At 67.8% G+C, this 14,545-nt stretch carries 13 protein-coding genes; 11 read left to right on the top strand and 2 right to left on the bottom strand.

Going from position 1 to position 14,545, the window contains the following annotated elements; genetic code table 11:
• Window positions 1-105: 105 nt before the first annotated feature.
• The 5 genes from truB (at window position 106) to E3T25_RS01900 (ending at window position 3,096) form a co-directional block, all read left to right on the top strand.
• Window positions 106-1,083: a tRNA pseudouridine(55) synthase TruB gene (gene truB, locus E3T25_RS01920; protein WP_134371831.1), complete on the top strand. Its 978-nt coding sequence runs from the start codon at window positions 106-108 to the stop codon at window positions 1,081-1,083.
• Complete coding sequence (locus tag E3T25_RS01915; protein WP_134371789.1) at window positions 1,080-1,448, top strand: hypothetical protein; 369 nt, start codon at window positions 1,080-1,082, stop codon at window positions 1,446-1,448. Before truB ends, E3T25_RS01915 begins: the two co-directional genes overlap by 4 nt.
• A gap of 67 nt (window positions 1,449-1,515) precedes the next feature.
• A complete protein-coding gene (locus tag E3T25_RS01910) occupies window positions 1,516-1,959 on the top strand; it encodes a hypothetical protein (protein WP_104100258.1) in 444 nt (147 codons plus the stop codon).
• Complete coding sequence (locus E3T25_RS01905) at window positions 1,956-2,885, top strand: bifunctional riboflavin kinase/FAD synthetase (RefSeq protein ID WP_134371787.1); 930 nt, start codon at window positions 1,956-1,958, stop codon at window positions 2,883-2,885. The genes E3T25_RS01910 and E3T25_RS01905 overlap by 4 nt, the downstream gene beginning before the upstream one ends.
• The gene (locus E3T25_RS01900) at window positions 2,851-3,096 is read left to right on the top strand and encodes a hypothetical protein (protein WP_134371785.1); all 246 of its coding nucleotides are present in this window, start codon (window positions 2,851-2,853) and stop codon (window positions 3,094-3,096) included. Before E3T25_RS01905 ends, E3T25_RS01900 begins: the two co-directional genes overlap by 35 nt.
• Window positions 3,097-3,268: 172 nt before the next feature.
• Here E3T25_RS01900 and E3T25_RS01895 read toward each other — a convergent pair whose 3' ends face one another.
• Complete coding sequence (locus E3T25_RS01895) at window positions 3,269-4,201, bottom strand: ROK family protein (RefSeq protein WP_134371783.1); 933 nt, start codon at window positions 4,199-4,201, stop codon at window positions 3,269-3,271.
• A gap of 126 nt (window positions 4,202-4,327) precedes the next feature.
• On the opposite strand from E3T25_RS01895, the gene E3T25_RS01890 reads away from it, so the two are divergent.
• From E3T25_RS01890 to E3T25_RS01875, 4 genes are read left to right on the top strand one after another with little or no spacing between them, the layout of a single operon-like run.
• Window positions 4,328-5,278, top strand: coding sequence for a sugar-binding transcriptional regulator (locus tag E3T25_RS01890; RefSeq protein WP_104100254.1), 951 nt, complete (start codon window positions 4,328-4,330; stop codon window positions 5,276-5,278).
• 26 nt (window positions 5,279-5,304) lie between these two features.
• Window positions 5,305-6,324, top strand: a complete 1,020-nt coding sequence (deoC, locus tag E3T25_RS01885; RefSeq protein WP_134343298.1) for a deoxyribose-phosphate aldolase — start codon at window positions 5,305-5,307, stop codon at window positions 6,322-6,324.
• A 52-nt stretch (window positions 6,325-6,376) separates the two neighbouring features.
• Window positions 6,377-7,927 carry an aldehyde dehydrogenase family protein gene (locus E3T25_RS01880; RefSeq protein ID WP_104100252.1) on the top strand — a complete coding sequence of 517 codons (1,551 nt, stop codon included), beginning with the start codon at window positions 6,377-6,379 and terminating at the stop codon, window positions 7,925-7,927.
• Window positions 7,924-8,787, top strand: coding sequence for an aldehyde dehydrogenase family protein (locus E3T25_RS01875; RefSeq protein WP_134371781.1), 864 nt, complete (start codon window positions 7,924-7,926; stop codon window positions 8,785-8,787). Before E3T25_RS01880 ends, E3T25_RS01875 begins: the two co-directional genes overlap by 4 nt.
• A 111-nt stretch (window positions 8,788-8,898) precedes the next feature.
• On the opposite strand, the gene E3T25_RS01870 is transcribed toward E3T25_RS01875, so the two are convergent.
• Window positions 8,899-10,263 (bottom strand): zinc-dependent metalloprotease, encoded by a 1,365-nt coding sequence (locus E3T25_RS01870; RefSeq protein WP_369827945.1) that lies wholly within the window; start codon window positions 10,261-10,263, stop codon window positions 8,899-8,901.
• A gap of 130 nt (window positions 10,264-10,393) precedes the next feature.
• On the opposite strand from E3T25_RS01870, the gene E3T25_RS01865 reads away from it, so the two are divergent.
• Together E3T25_RS01865 and E3T25_RS01860 are read left to right on the top strand one after the other, a co-directional pair.
• Window positions 10,394-11,497: a YlbL family protein gene (locus tag E3T25_RS01865; RefSeq protein ID WP_134371779.1), complete on the top strand. Its 1,104-nt coding sequence runs from the start codon at window positions 10,394-10,396 to the stop codon at window positions 11,495-11,497.
• Between the two features lie 95 nt (window positions 11,498-11,592).
• On the top strand, window positions 11,593-14,508 hold the full coding sequence (locus E3T25_RS01860) for a UPF0182 family membrane protein (protein ID WP_174842989.1): 2,916 nt from the start codon (window positions 11,593-11,595) through the stop codon (window positions 14,506-14,508).
• Window positions 14,509-14,545 lie beyond the last annotated feature (37 nt).

The raw sequence follows: 14,545 nt of genomic DNA, 5'->3' as shown, positions 1-14,545 counted from the left end.
TGGGTCAGCGCCGGACCGGGGCCGGATACCATGTCAAGAATGAACGAAGCATCCGGCGGGCCAGCCAGCGAACCGACAGTCGAACGGACGCCCGGGCAGCGGTCGATGAAGGTCGGCACCACCGTCAGCGGACTCCTCCTGGTCGACAAGCCCCAGGGCTGGACCAGCCACGACGCCGTCGCCCGCACCCGCCGCCTGGCCGGCACCCGCAAGGTCGGCCATGCCGGCACGCTGGACCCGATGGCCACCGGCCTGCTGATCCTCGGCATCAACAGTTCCACCCGCCTGCTGACGTACGTCGTCGGCCTCGACAAGGAATACCTGGCAACAATTCGACTGGGTACGTCGACGACGACCGACGACGCCGAGGGTGAAGAGCTGGCGCGGGCATCCGTCGACGCCGTGGCCGCCGTCACGCCGAAAGCCGTCGCGGCCGGAATCGGCGCCCTCACCGGCGCCATCGCGCAGCAGCCCAGCTCCGTCAGCGCCATCAAGATCGACGGCAAGCGCGCCTACGCCCGGGTGCGCGCCGGCGAGGAAGTGGACCTGCCGGCCCGCCCCGTCACCGTGAGCGCGTTCGAGCTGCTCTCCCTGACCCCGGGCGACGGCTTCCTCGACCTCGAGGTGCGGGTGGAGTGCTCCTCCGGCACGTACATCCGGGCGCTGGCCCGCGACCTCGGCGCCGCCCTCGATGTCGGCGGCCACCTCACCAGCTTGCGCCGAACCCGGATCGGCCCGTTCGGCATCGACATGGCCCAGCCGCTCGCCGAACTCGACGTCGCTGCCGGACTGATCGGCCCGACGGATGCCGCCACGCGCATCCTGGGACGCCTCGACCTGACAGAGCAGCAGGCCATCGACCTCGGCCACGGCAAGCGCATCGCGGTGGACGGCGCAGTCGGCACCGACGCCGAAGCCGGCACGGCGGTGCCGGTCGGCCCGGTGGCCGCGGTCGCGCCGGACGGCCGGTTGGTCGGCCTGGTCGAGTACCGCGGCGACCACGCCAAGTCCCTGCTCAACTTCCCGCTTGATCAGGTCGCCGATGCCCCGCAAACCGTGGCAGCCCCGAAGGCCACCGCATGATCGAGTGGTTCATGTGGCTCCAGTTGGCCGTGGCCACCCTCGCCGGCCTACTCTGCATCGCCCTCGGCCTGGCCGGGCGCAAACCCAGCGACCTCACCATGGGTGCCACCGCGCTCGTGGAGCTACTGCTGATCGTGCAACTCGTCGTCGCGATCGTCGCCCCGCTCACGGGCAACACCGCGACCGGCAGCCTGCTCGAGTTCTACACCTACCTGATCAGCGCAATTCTCGTGCCCGTGGCCGCCGCAGCCTGGGCGCTGATCGAACGTAGCCGCTGGAGCACGGTCATCTTGGGCATCGCCGGGCTGGGCGTCGCCGTGATGGTCTACCGCATGTGGCAGATCTGGACCGTCCAGGGCCTGTGAGATTCAGGGCCAAGAAGTCCGGCGCCCGTGAATTCAGATCCACGGATGCTGCGATAATTAGGAAGCCATGACCGCAGAGCAGAGCAACGCCGCAGGGACGCCCGCCGAGAGCGCTCGGTCGACCCCGGTGACCGGCATCGGGCGCGTGCTGATCGCCGTCTACGGCCTCCTCGCGCTCGCCGCCACGGGCCGCTCCTTCGTGCAGATCGCCTCCAAATTCGCCGAGGCACCGTTGTCCTACTCATTGTCCGCGCTGGCCGCGGTCGTCTACATCGTCGCCACGGTGGCCCTGATCAGGAGCGGCGGACGCTGGCGCCGCGTGGCCTGGATCACGATCGGCTTCGAGTTCGCCGGCGTGCTGGTGGTCGGCACCCTCAGCCTCGTCGACCCGGCCCTGTTTCCGCACGACTCGGTCTGGTCGTTGTACGGCCGCGGCTACCTCTTCATCCCGCTCGTGCTGCCGGTCCTGGGCATGTGGTGGCTGTCCCGGAGCGGTAAGGTGCGCGAGTGAAGGTGCTGCGCGGCGTCGCCGATATCCCGGCCGACTGGCCGGCCTCCGCGGTCAGCATCGGCAAGTTCGATGGCGTGCACGCGGGGCATCGCGCGGTCATCGCCGAGTTGCAAGCACTCGCCGACAGCGACGGATTGGCCTCCGTGGTGGTGACCTTCGACCGGCATCCGCTCGCCGTGCTTGCCCCCCAGGAGTGCCCACAGACCCTGATCAGCACCGAACAGAAGCTTGCCTTGCTCGCCGAGACCGGCGTGCGCGCCACCCTTCTGCTCGAGTTCACCGCGGCGTTGGCCGCTCTTTCGCCCGAGGATTTCATTGAGAGCATCGTGGTGCAGGGGCTTCACGCGCGCACCGTGCTGGTCGGCCGCGACTTCCGGTTCGGCGCTCGCGGCGCCGGCGATGTGCACCTATTGCAGGAGCTGGGGGACCGGTTCGGGTTCACCGTGCGCCTGATCGACGACGTGAAACCAGACCGGATGCGCCGGGTCTCGTCGACCTGGATCCGCGAGCTGCTCTCTCGCGGCGAGGTCGGCGCGGCCATCACCCTGCTCGGGCACAACCCGACCGTGCGCGGGGAGGTCGTGCACGGCGCGAAGCGAGGACGCGAACTCGGCTTTCCCACGGCCAACCTGTCACCGGCGTCCGAGGGGCTGATCCCCGCGGACGGGGTCTACGCGGGCTGGCTGACGGATGCCGGTATCCGCTACCCGGCGGCCATCTCGGTGGGCAACAACCCCACCTTCGACGGTGTGGCGCAGAAGCAGGTCGAGGCCTTTGTGCTCGACCAGGACATCGACCTGTACGACCATGTGGTGGAGGTGTCCTTCGTCGAACGTATCCGCGGCATGGTCGCGTTCACCGGAATCGAACCGTTGATCGTGCAGATGCACGATGACGTGGAAAAGGTCCGCGGCATCCTGGCCTGACGCGGGCATCCTGGCCGGACCGGGCATCTCGCTGTTGAGAGTCGGCTACTTGGTCGCGCCGCTGCTTGTCGGGCTGCTGCTTTTCGGGCTGCTGCACCAGCTGGCCGGCGGCTGGACTTGGCCGCTCGCCTTCCTGATCGGCGCCGCCCTGGTCGCTACGCTCGGCGGCGCCGTGCTGTCCTGCCCGCCCAGTGTCCTGCTGCCTGCCTAGCGCCCTGCTGCCCGCCCAGTGCCCCGCGCGGCCTCACGAATTCGACGGAGATTCTGGCAAAAAACCGGGTGAGACCGGTCTCAATGCCGGTTGAGAGCAAAATCTCCGTCGAATTGGTTCAGGGGCGGGCGGGCAGGCGGGCCAAGGGCGCGCGGGCGGGGGAGTGGGTGACTCAGGCGACCAGATCGGCGCGGTGGATGAGCGCCGCGGCGCCGACCAGTGGGCCGTCGCCGGAGAGAGCGGATGCGACGACGCGCACCCGGGTCGCGAAGGAGAACACCGTGCGCTCGGCGACGGCCGCTCGCACGTAGTCGAACAGGTCCGGCGTGACGTGTGAGAAGCCGCCGCCGATCGCCACCACGTCGAGGTCCACGAGGTTCGTCGCGGAGGCGATCGCCTGGCCGATGGCCTGGCCGCAGCGCTTGACCGCACTGATCGCGATCGGGTCTCCCGCGGCGTACGCGGCCGAGAGGTCTTCGCCGGTGAGGCCCGACCAGCCCTCGGCGCGCGCCCAGGCCACGGTGCGCGGTCCGGATGCGACGGCCTCGAGGCATCCGGTGCCGCCGCAGGCGCAGGCGTCGTCGAACCCGCCGACTTCGATGTGACCGATGTGCCCGGCGTTGCCGGTCGGCCCGGAAACGGTGGACCCACCCAGGATCAGGCCGCCGCCGATGCCGGTGGACACGACCATGCCCATCAGGCTGTCGGCGCCCCTCCCGGCGCCGAGCCAGTGCTCGGCGAGCGTGATGCAGAGGCCGTCCAGGCGCAGGCGCACGGGCGCCTCGGGCACGAGGGCCGCGACACAATCCCGTAAGGGGTAATCCCGCCAGGCCGGCAGATTCAACGGAGAGACTGTCCCCGTGTCCACGGTGATCGGTCCGGCGGTGCCGATGCCGACGCCGAGGAGGGCGTCTCCGGCCGGCAGGCTCGCTCGGGCGCGGGTGACGACGGTCCGTACACTGTCCGCGAGTTCCTCGGCGGTTTTGACCGGGCCGGTGGGGGCGCGGTGCCGGCTGGCGGCGAGCACGACCCCCTGCTCGTCGACGAGTGCGGCTTCAACCTTGGTGCCGCCGAGGTCGACGGCGAGAGCGTAGCTGGTGGGCATGACATCAGCCTAGGGCGTGCAGAGTTGCAGGGTCGATGCTCGAATGCGCAGATGAGCAACATGACCAACAGGCGTTGATCGGGGGAGACCGGCGACTTAGGCTGGACCCGAACGGAACGGAGCACCATGACGGACACCGACGAACTCTTATCCATTCGCGCGGCCGAGCTCTACTATGAGGAAAACAAGACGCAGGACGAAATCGGCACCGTTCTCCGCCTCACCCGCTGGAAGGTGGGCCGGCTCCTCGCCCAGGCCAAGGCCAGTGGCTTCATCCGCATCGAAATCGTTCACCCGCGCGCCCGTCGTCTCTCCATCGAACGCCGGCTGCGCGAGACCACGCAGCTGACGGATGCCATCGTCGTCTCCTCTGCCGGCGTCTCCACTGACGAGGAACTCCAGTCCCGCACCGCCCAAGCTGCCGCCGACTACCTCACGGGCCTCCGCCCGGTGCCGCGAACGCTCGGCATCAGCTGGGGCCGCACCCTGCACGAGGTGTCGCTGCACCTGGCCCAGGGCTGGGCCAGCGGCGTCAACGTCGTGCAGATCAACGGCGGAGTCAGCCTCAACCGGCGCGCCGGCACCGCAGCCGCGACGGCCGTCACCATTGCTCACAAGGCCTCGGGGGCGGCGACGCTGCTGCCGAGCCCCGCCATCCTCGAGCGCCTCGACACCAAGACCGCGATCGAAGCCGACCGCTCCGTCGCCGCCGTGCTGAACCTCGGCGCCGCGGCATCCGCCTACCTGTTCAGCGCCGGCCAGGCCGACCAAAACTCGGCTCTCGTCGACAGCGGCTACCTCACCGCAGAACAGGTCGCCGAGCTCGTACGCAAGGGCGCGGTCGGCGACATCGTCGGCCGGTACATCGACAGCAACGGCAACATCGTCGACCCGGAACTCAACGGCCGGACCGTCGGCATCCAGCTCGAAGCGCTGCGTCACGCGAAGACCGCCATCGCCGTGATCACCGGCGGCTCCAAACACTCCATCGCCCGCGCCGTCGTCGGCAGCGGCCTGTGCACAGTGCTCGTCACCGACGAAGACACCGCACTCGCCATCCTCGGCGAAAACGCATGACCGCACCTCGACCGCAAGGACAATTCATGACTACCAGCCAAACGGCCATGGCCCAGCTGAACACCGGTGAACGCGCCCTGGCGCTCATCGGCGGCGAAGCCACGGATGCGAATCTGCGGCGTTACCTGCACGGCATCCCCGGCATCGACGCCGTCGGCTTGGAGCAGCGTGCCTCCGACCTCGGCACCCGCTCGATCAAGACCAGCTCGAAGAAGTGGGCGATCGACAAGATCATCAGCCTCATCGACCTCACCACCCTCGAGGGGGCCGATACCCCCGGCAAGGTGAAGTCCCTGGTCGGCAAGGCCCTCACGCCCGACGCCGGTGACCTCAGCTGCCCTCGCGTGGCTGCGGTCTGCGTCTACGGCGACATGGTGCCGCACGCCGTCGCCGCTCTCGGCTCCGCGCACTCCGCGGGCACGGATGCCGGCGTGAACGTCGCCGCCGTCGCGACCGCGTTCCCGAGTGGGCGCGCGTCCCTCGCGATCAAGCTGGCCGACGTGCACGACGCCGTCGCGGCCGGCGCCGACGAGATCGACATGGTCATCGACCGTGGTGCGTTCCTGTCCGGCAGGTTCGGCCAGGTCTACGACGAGATCGTGGCGGTCAAGCAGAGCTGCCGCCGCCCCGACGGCAGTTTCGCCCACCTCAAGGTGATCCTCGAGACCGGGGAGCTCAGTACCTACGACAACGTGCGCCGCGCGTCGTGGCTGGCCATCCTGGCCGGCGGCGACTTCATCAAGACCTCCACCGGCAAAGTGCCCGTCGCGGCCACCCTGCCCGTGACCCTCTCCATGCTCGAGGTCGTGCGCGACTGGCATCGCCTCACCGGGGCGAAGGTCGGTGTGAAGCCGGCCGGCGGCATTCGCACGTCTAAAGACGCCACCAAGTACATCGTGACCGTCGCCGAAACCGTGGGCGAGGAATGGCTCACGCCGAGCCTGTTCCGGTTCGGGGCGTCGAGCCTGCTGAACGACGTGCTGATGCAGCGCCAGAAGATGACCTCCGGACACTACTCCGGCCTTGACTACGTGACGATCGATTGAATCTCGACAAGCTCGATCACCGACAGCTCGATCAACCTTGATTGGAATAACCATGAGCTTTCTTGACTACGCTCCCGCCCCGGAGTCCCAGGCCGTGCTGAACCTTCGGGGGGACTACGGACTCTTCATCGACGGGGAGTTCGTCGCCGGTCGGGGTGAGCCGTTCCAGAGCATCAACCCGGCCACCGAGAAGCAGATCGCAATGATCGCCCACGCCGACGCGGCGGATGTCGATGCGGCGGTGGCCGCCGCCCGTCGCGCCTACGACAAGACCTGGTCGAAGCTCTCCGGCAGCGATCGCGGCAAGTACCTGTTCCGCATCGCCCGCCTTGTGCAGGAGCGGGCCCGTGAGCTTGCCGTCGCCGAGACCCTCGACAACGGCAAGCCGATCAAGGAGAGCCGCGACGTCGACGTGCCTCTCGTTGCCGCCTGGTTTTTTTACTACGCCGGCTGGGCCGACAAGCTCGACCACGCCGGGGTCGGCCCCACGCCGTCCGCGCGGGGCGTCGCCGCCCAGGTGATCCCGTGGAACTTCCCCCTGCTGATGCTGGCTTGGAAGATCGCCCCGGCCCTCGCCGCCGGCAACACGGTCGTGCTCAAGCCGGCTGAGACCACCTCCCTGACCGCGCTGTTGTTCGCCGAGATCCTGCAGCAGGCCGACCTGCCCGCCGGCGTTGTCAACATCGTCACGGGCGGCCGCGACACCGGCAAGGCCCTCGTCGGGCACCCCGGCGTCAACCTCGTCGCGTTCACCGGCTCCACCGGCGCCGGCCGGGCCATCGCCCGCTCGGTCGCCGGAACCGACAAGAAGGTCATCCTCGAGCTCGGCGGCAAGGCCGCGAACATCGTCTTCGACGACGCGCCCATAGACCAGGCGATCGAGGGCATCGTCAACGGCATCTTCTTCAACCAGGGCCACGTCTGCTGCGCGGGCAGCCGTCTGCTCGTGCAGGAGTCGATCCACGACGATGTCATCGACCGCCTCAAGGCGCGCCTGTCCACGCTGCGCCTCGGCGACCCGATGGACAAGAACACCGACATCGGCGCCATCAACAGCGCCGAGCAGCTGGCGCGCATCCGGGAGCTCACCGACATCGGCGAGCAGGAAGGCGCCGAGCGCTGGAGCCCGGACTGCGTGCTGCCCGAGGCCGGTTTCTGGTTCAGGCCGACCATCTTCACCAACGTCTCCACCAGCCACCGCATCGCCCGTGACGAGGTATTCGGCCCGGTGCTCTCCGTGCTGACTTTCCGCACCCCGGCCGAGGCCATCGCCAAGGCGAACAACACGCCGTACGGACTGTCCGCCGGAATCTGGACCGAGAAGGGCAGCCGGATGCTGGCCGTCGCCGACAAGTTGCGTGCCGGCGTGATCTGGGCGAACACGTTCAACCGCTTCGACCCGGCCAGTCCATTCGGCGGCTACAAAGAGTCCGGCTACGGGCGCGAGGGCGGCCGCCACGGGCTTGCCGCATACCTCAAGCCCGCCGCCGGTCGCGCGGCCGCGCGCACCGTGACGGCCGCGCCCGCGGCATCCATCGCACCGGCCGTTGCTTCGCCGGCCGCGGAGAAGACCCCCGTTTCCCGAAAGAAGGCAGCCAAGTGACCCGCCTCGCCGTTCCCAAGACCTACAAGCTCTACCTCGGCGGCAAGTTCCCGCGCAGTGAATCGGGCCGGGTCTACGAGATCCGTTCCCACGACGGGGAATTCCTCGCCAACGCCGCGAAGGCCAGCCGCAAGGATGCCCGGGACGCCGTCGTCGCCGCCCGCTCGGCCCTCGGCGGCTGGGCCGGCGCCACGGCCTACAACCGCGGCCAGGTGCTTTACCGCATCGCGGAGTTGCTCGAGGGGCGCCGGACCCAGTTTGTCACCGAAATCGTGCAGTCGGAAGGCGTGAGCACCGCGGCAGCGTCCGTCCAGGTCGACGAGGCCATCGACCGCTGGGTCTGGTACGCCGGCTGGGCCGACAAGTACCTGCAGGTGGCCGGCAACGCCAACCCGGTTTCGGGACCCTACTTCAACCTCTCGGTGCCGGAGCCCACGGGCGTCGTCGCCATCATCGCGCCGCAGACCGGGGGTTCCCTCCTCGGTCTCGTCAGCGCGGTCGCCCCGGCGCTGGTCTCAGGCAACACCGTGGTCATCGTCGCGAACGAGGCCATGCCGCTCTCGGCGATCAGCCTGGGCGAGGTGCTCGCCACTAGTGACGTGCCCGGCGGCGTAGTCAACATCCTCACCGGGTCTCCCGCCGAGATGGCGCCGTGGCTGGCCAGCCACGCCGACGTCAACGCCCTCGACCTGGTTGGCGCCGGCGATCTCGACTGGATCCACCTCGAGATCGACGCGGCCGAGACCCTCACCCGGGTGCTGCAGCCCGAGAACGGTCCGGATGCCGCGAGTCCCTCCCTGGCGCGCGTCCTGGCGTTTACCGAAACGAAGACGATCTGGCACACGAAGGGCCTGATCTAGCCCGCGCCCGCCTGACGAATTCGACGGAGATTTTGCCCAAAACGGCGCAAAAACCGCTTTCCGGGCCTCAAAACCCCAAAATCTCCGTCGAATTCGTCAGGGCCAACCGGGCTACGCCTCGTGCGGCCGCTCGGTGTCGTCGTCGCGCAACAAGTCTTCCAGGGCCTGGTCCACCTCGTCGAGGACCGGCTCAACCCCGGCTGCCGAGCTGGTCAGGCGGGCCACGAGGGCCTGTGGGTCGTCGAGGTCCGCTGACGAGGGCAGAAGGTCCGGGTGGGCCCACAGCTCGTCGCGCTTCTCGTTGCCCACGGCATCCGTCACGGCCTGCCACAGGGCGGCGGCCTCGCGCAGGCGCCGGGGGCGCAGCTCGAGCCCGACCAGGGTGGCGAACGCCGACTCGGCGGGCCCACCGGATGCCCGGCGCCGCTTCACCGTCTCGGCGATCGCGTCCGCGCGGGGCAGCCGGCTCGTGGCCTCGAGGGTGACGACATCGACCCAGCCCTCGATCAGGGCGAGCATCGTTTCGAGCCGGGAGAGCGCGGCCAGCTGGGCCTCGCTCTTCGGCGGGATCAGCGAGCCGTCGACCATGGCGGCGCGCAGTTCTTCCGGGTTGGCCGGGTCGAAGCCGTCGGCCAGCTGCTCGAGGCGGCTTGAGTCGATGTGGATGCCGCGGGCGAAGTCGGTGATCGAGCTGATCAGGTGCAGGCGCAGCCAGCGGGAGTGGCGGAAGAGGCGCGCGTGGGCGATTTCGCGCACCGCGAGGTAGATCTGCACCTGGTCGGCGGGAACGTCGAGGCCTTCCCCGAACGCGGCCACGTTCTGGGGGAGCAAAGCGGCCTGCTGGTCGCTGAGCAGAGGGATTCCAACGTCTCCACCGGAGACGACTTCACTGGACAGCTGACCCACGACCTGGCCGAGCTGCATGGCGAACAGGGTGCCGCCGATGCTGCGCATCACCTGGCCGGCACCGGCCATCATGCCTTTGAGCTCTTCCGGGGCCTGATCGGTGAGCACCCGGGTCAGGGAGTCGGAGATGCTGGTCGCGACGGGCTCGGCGAGCTGGGTCCAGAGCGGCATGGTCGCGGAGACCCATTCCTTACGGGTCATCAGGCGCGGAGGGGTGGTGAGCTCGGCGACCGAGATCACCTCGTCTAGCCAGAGGGAGGCGATGTGGAATGCCTGGTCGAGGGCGGCGCGTTCGGCCGAGGTCACGTCGAGTTGACTCTGGGCCGCGCGCTCCTGGCCCTGGTTGAGGGCGGCATCCCAATTGATGGATCCGTCGCCGCCGCCGCGCAGAGCACCCTGCAACTGATTCATCAGCGCGGAAATGCTCGCCGGGTCGCTGGGAAGCCCCGCCGCGCCGGCCAGCTGGCTCGGGTCGATGGACGACTTCCCACTCAGGATGTCGCGCAGCATGTCCCGAAACTCATCTTCAGGATTGTGACCCTCGTCGGGTCGGGAGTCGTCGTCGGCCACTTCAGGCACCTCTCAGTCGCGTCCTTCTACGCTAGCCGGAGATCCCCGGCGCGGACTGGGAAATGACCTACGCTGGTAAACCGGTGTCCGCCTGCCGCGAACAGCCAGCACAATCCCTGGAAGGAGACCGGTGGCCCTCTTCACCGATCACCCAGTACAGCCGCCCGACCGATCCGCGCGCGCCGTCGGGACAGGCTGGGTGGTGCTCGGGATCGCGATGGTCATCGGCCTCATCCTCGCCGTGACGCCGTCACCGTATGTGATCGAGAAGCCAGGACCGGTCTACAACACCATCGGCACGGCCGAACAGGACGGCAAGCAGGTGCCGCTCATCTCCATCTCCGGCGAACCCGTTTACCCGACCGAGGGCAGCCTCGACCTGCTGACCGTGTCGCTGCTGGGCAACCCCGACAACCGGCCGAGCTGGCTGACGGTCGCCGCCGCCTGGCTCGACCCGAACCAAGCCGTGATCCCGATCGAGTCGGCGTTCCCGCCCGACGTGAGCACGAAGCAGCGCGAGGAGCAGAGCCAGGCGCAGATGGTGAATTCGCAGCAGGATGCGATCGCCGCCGCTCTGACCAGCCTCGACTATGACTACCCGACGATCCTCTCGGTCGTCTCCCTGCCGGGCGACTCGCCCGCCGAGGGAGCCATCGAAGCCGGCGACGAGGTGGTCTCGGTGAACGGTGAAGAGGTCGCCGACATCACGGCCCTGCGGGACGCGCTGACGCGAAACGGTGTCGACGACGCCGCCTCCATCGGAATCATCCGGGACGGCGCCAGCGAGACGGTGCAGGTCACCCCGGTTGAATCGGGCGACGCCGTCGTGGTGGGCATCAATGTGACGAGCGACTACGACTTCCCCTTCGACGTCACGATCGAACTCGACTCGGTCGGCGGGCCCAGCGCGGGCATGATGTTCGCCCTCGGCATCATCGACACGCTCACCTCCGGCTTTATTCAGGGCGGTGAGGATGTCGCTGGCACCGGCACGGTAAACCAGGCCGGCGAGGTGGGTCAGATCGGCGGTATCCGACAGAAGCTGATCGGTGCCGACCAAAGCGGCGCCGATTGGTTCCTCGCGCCCGCCGACAACTGCGACGAGGTCACCGGTCACGTGCCCGACGGGATGACGGTCTTTTCCGTGGACACCCTCGACGACGCGCTGGCCGCGCTGGACGCCATCCGCACCGGTTCGGACACCGACGCACTGGAGCAGTGCGCACTCGGCTAACCCCGGGTCGCTGCCCAGCGAATGTGCGGCTTTCGTTCGCGGCGGCTGTCTAGAATGGGCGATGACCGCCGATTTCGAGATCAAGAGGCCAATTCGTGACGTCACAACAAGCCCGAAGCGCTCCCGCGCCACAGCGCAGCCGTGCTCCCCTTGCCATTACGGCAGCGATTATCGCGGGGCTGGTGATCATCTTCTTCGTTTTCGCCGGGCTATATGCCGACGTTCTCTGGTTCGACCAGTTGGGCTTCCTAGCCGTGCTGACCACGCAGTGGTTCGCCGGTGCCGTGCTGTTTCTGATCGGGTTCGTAGCGATGGCGGTCCCCGTCTGGGCGAGCATCCAGATCGCTTACCGCTTGCGGCCGGTCTATGCGAAGCTCAACTCGCAGCTCGACCGCTACCAGCAGGTCATCGAGCCGCTGCGCCGCCTCGCCATGTACGGCATCCCGGCTCTGCTAGGTCTGTTCGCCGGCGTCGCCGCGGCCACCCGCTGGCAGGTCGTTCTGATGTGGTTGAACCGCACGGACACCGGCCGAGTTGACCCCCAGTTCAAACTGGACATCTCGTTCTATCTGTTCGATCTCCCCTTCCTGCACTCCGTGCTCGGCTTCGCGTCGGCCGTGGTGCTCATCTCGGCCCTCGTCGCCGCGGCTACGAGCTACCTGTATGGCTCGATCAGGGTGAGCGGGCGCGAGGTCATGGTTTCCAAGGCCGCCCGCATCCAGATTGCCAGCACGGCAGCCCTCTACCTGATGCTGCAGGCCGTGAGTATCTGGCTCGACCAGTACTCCACGCTGACCAACACCAACGACATCATCACCGGCGCCGGCTACACCGACGTGAACGCCACGATTCCGGGCCGAGCCATCCTGGCCGGAATCGCCGCCGTCGTCGCTATCCTGTTCCTCCTCACGGCCTTCATCGGCCGCTGGCGCCTGCCCATTGTCGGCACCGCGCTGTTGATCGTGAGCAGTCTCCTGCTCGGCTCGCTGTACCCGTGGGTCGTGCAGCGCTTCCAGGTGGTGCCGAGCGCCAAAACGCTCGAAGAACCCTATATTCAACGCAACATCGACCTCACCCGCGACGCCTACGACCTGGCGGATGTGGAAGAGATTCCGTACAACGCGATCACGACGGCCGCGCCCGGCGCCTTGCGCGCCGACGCTGAGACGACCGCTAACATTCGTATTCTCGACCCTGCTCTGGTCAGCGACGCGTTCTCCCAGCTCGAGCAGTTCAAGCAGTATTACCAATTTCCGCAAAACCTCGACGTCGACCGGTACCCGATTGACGGCAAGTCCCAGGACACAGTGGTCACCGTGCGCGACCTCAACCTGGCCGGTTTGAACGCCGGCAACACCTGGGTCAACTCGACCGTGGTCTACACGCACGGCTACGGCGTCGTGGCGGCCTACGGCAACCAGCGCTCGGCCGCCGGCCAGCCCGTGTTCCTCGAGTCCGGCATCCCGACCACCGGGTCGCTGCCCGAATACGAACCGCGGATTTACTTCGGCGAGACGTCGCCGCCGTACTCCATCGTGGGTGCGCCCAAGGACAGCAAGCCGGTCGAACTCGACTACCCGTCGGGCACGGATGGGGCGCAGCAGACCTACACGACATTCACGGGCGACGGTGGGCCGAAGCTCGACAACGCGTTCAACAAGCTGATCTACGCGCTCAAGTTCCAGTCGGAGCAGATCTTTCTGGCCAACGCCGTGAACGAGAAATCGCAGATCCTTTACGACCGTGACCCGGTCACCCGGGTGCAGAAGGTGGCTCCGTACCTGACCCTCGACTCCGACGCTTACCCGTCGATCGTCGACGGTAAGCTCAAGTGGATCGTCGACGGCTACACCACCTCGGCCGACTACCCGTACTCCACTTCCGTGGGCCTGAGCGACGCGATCGCCGACACGGAAACGCCCCCGCAGCCATTCGCGCTCGACAACATCAACTACATGCGCAACTCGGTCAAGGCCACGGTCGACGCCTACGACGGCGAGGTCACCCTCTACGCCTGGGACGACGAGGATCCGCTGCTCAAGACCTGGCAGAAGATCTTCCCGTCGACGATCAAGCCGATGTCCGAGATGAGCGGCGATCTGATGAGCCACGTTCGCTACCCGGCGGACATGTTCAAGGTGCAGCGCCGGGTTTTGGGTAAGTACCACGTCACCGACCCGGGTTCCTTTTACTCGGTCGACGACGCCTGGACGACGCCGAACGACCCGGTGTCGCCGTCGACGAACACGACCCTACAGCCGCCCTACTACCTGACCATGCAGGTTCCGGGCCAGGAGAAGCCATCCTTCTCGCTGTACACCACGTTCATCCCGGACGCGAGCGGCGCGACGAGCCGGAACGTTCTGACCGGCTACCTTGCGGTCGACGCGGATGCCGGTTCGACCGACGGGGTGCGGGCGGAAGGCTACGGGAAGCTCCGCCTGCTCAATCTGCCGGAGGACGTGACCGTGCCTGGCCCCGGCCAGGTGCAGGCCAAGTTCAACGCGGACCCGACCGTCTCACAACAGTTGAACCTGCTGAAGCAGGGCCAGTCGAAGGTGCTCAACGGAAACCTGCTCACCGTGCCTGTGGGTGGCGGCCTGCTCTACGTGCAGCCGGTTTACGTGCAGTCCACAGGCGAGACCAGCTACCCGCTGCTGCAGAAGGTGCTCGTCGCCTTCGGAGACCAGATCGCGTTCGAGGACACGCTGGACAAGGCGCTTGACGTGCTCTTCGGAGGCGACTCCGGCGCCAGCGCCGGAGACACCGATGTGCCGCCGTCCGAGACGCCCGTGGAGGGGGAGGCCCCTGCCGAGGGCGAAACCACCCCGTCGACGTCGACCGGTGACCCGGCGACGGATGCTCAACTGAAGTCGCTCCTCGCCGCGGCCAAGCTGGCCGTCACCGAGAAGCAGGCGGCCCTGACGACCGGTGACTTCACCGCCTATGGGGTAGCCGACAAGAAGCTGAACGATGCGATCGCCGAAATGCTGGTGCTGCTCGACCAGTAGCGAGTCGTTCGCCGCTTCATCCGCTGCGCGGGTGCTG

The sequence above is a fragment of the Cryobacterium sandaracinum genome, assembly GCF_004403415.1.
GTDB lineage: Bacteria > Actinomycetota > Actinomycetes > Actinomycetales > Microbacteriaceae > Cryobacterium > Cryobacterium sandaracinum.
The sequence above is the reverse complement of the archived record's forward strand: the minus strand, read 5'-3'. Positions and strand labels throughout refer to the sequence as shown.

Excerpts from the sequence above, each read along its gene's own strand:
- E3T25_RS01900 (WP_134371785.1), top strand. The coding sequence starts at position 2,851 with ATGACGTGGAAAAGGTCCGCGGCATCCTGGCCTGACGCGGGCATCCTG.
- E3T25_RS01895 (WP_134371783.1), bottom strand. The coding sequence starts at position 4,201 with ATGCCCACCAGCTACGCTCTCGCCGTCGACCTCGGCGGCACCAAGGTT.
- E3T25_RS01915 (WP_134371789.1), top strand. The coding sequence starts at position 1,080 with ATGATCGAGTGGTTCATGTGGCTCCAGTTGGCCGTGGCCACCCTCGCC.
- E3T25_RS01890 (WP_104100254.1), top strand. The coding sequence starts at position 4,328 with ATGACGGACACCGACGAACTCTTATCCATTCGCGCGGCCGAGCTCTAC.
- deoC (WP_134343298.1), top strand. The coding sequence starts at position 5,305 with ATGACTACCAGCCAAACGGCCATGGCCCAGCTGAACACCGGTGAACGC.
- E3T25_RS01880 (WP_104100252.1), top strand. The coding sequence starts at position 6,377 with ATGAGCTTTCTTGACTACGCTCCCGCCCCGGAGTCCCAGGCCGTGCTG.
- truB (WP_134371831.1), top strand. The coding sequence starts at position 106 with ATGAAGGTCGGCACCACCGTCAGCGGACTCCTCCTGGTCGACAAGCCC.
- E3T25_RS01910 (WP_104100258.1), top strand. The coding sequence starts at position 1,516 with ATGACCGCAGAGCAGAGCAACGCCGCAGGGACGCCCGCCGAGAGCGCT.